The organism is Elstera litoralis, from assembly GCF_000963705.1.
Classification (GTDB): domain Bacteria; phylum Pseudomonadota; class Alphaproteobacteria; order Elsterales; family Elsteraceae; genus Elstera; species Elstera litoralis.
In genome coordinates this window covers 1-859 of the sequence record NZ_LAJY01000641.1, presented here as the reverse complement: position 1 = coordinate 859, position 859 = coordinate 1, and the positions used below count along the sequence as shown (strand labels likewise).

General features: G+C 30.7%; 1 protein-coding gene. It reads right to left on the bottom strand.

The window, feature by feature from the left end; all coding sequences use genetic code 11:
- Positions 1–773 (bottom strand): hypothetical protein (locus VZ95_RS24460; RefSeq protein ID WP_156995406.1); only part of this gene is annotated, 773 nt, incomplete at its 3' end.
- Positions 774–859 lie beyond the last annotated feature (86 nt).

Below are 859 nucleotides of genomic sequence, written 5' to 3'. Positions count from 1 at the left end.
ATCTTCACGTTATTCAGAATAAAGATAGTAGATGTTATAAATGCCTCAATAATAGTTTCAATATTATTTTGTCTATCGAAATACGAATTGTAATCTGGCATATCGCCCGAGAAAGTAGAAATTTTAATCGTATGGCAAATTACGAGGCCGTGCCAATCACAAATAGTGTTATTTAAAGTATGGATGCGACTACCAACAACAATTATATCTGAATTAAGAAGTCTTTCCTTTTCTTTTTGCGTAAATTCTCGAAATTCGATGCTTTCATTGATTTTGATTGTTGATTTTGCTCTGACATCCAAGATTGGAACTAAAGTTATGTTATAAATTATCTTATTTTCGATAATATCGAGAAAAGTTGATACTTCACTCTCAATGTCATGGTTCTTATCAAATACGGGGTAATCAGAATTATCGAAAATCAAATCTGGTAATAGTCGAAAAAAAATTTCTTCTATAGAAATATTTCCAACTCTGCCGACATCCTGATACAGATCGCCTTTTAGAAAATCAGAAAAATCCTTATGTTGTTCTAATGAACATATCAAATTTTCCCAATCCGTGGATGTTTCTAAAACAATTTTTGGTAGAAAATTATGATATTTGAATTTGTAAAAAGCCTTAAAACCTCCATTAATTTCTCTGTACCAGATATGGTTAATTCCATAATAGTTATCATATGAATTCAATTGGTTCTTAACACAATCAATGTATTTTCTTATAGCGAGCGCGAAATTTTGTACTAAGTTCAATCTCGTCTGGCTGGTGTTCATGTTTTCTGTCCAAATTGGGTTTATACGAATCACTAATTTTATAACCTTGGGGAAGAAATTCAATTTTTTTGTAGGAGTGATTTGAT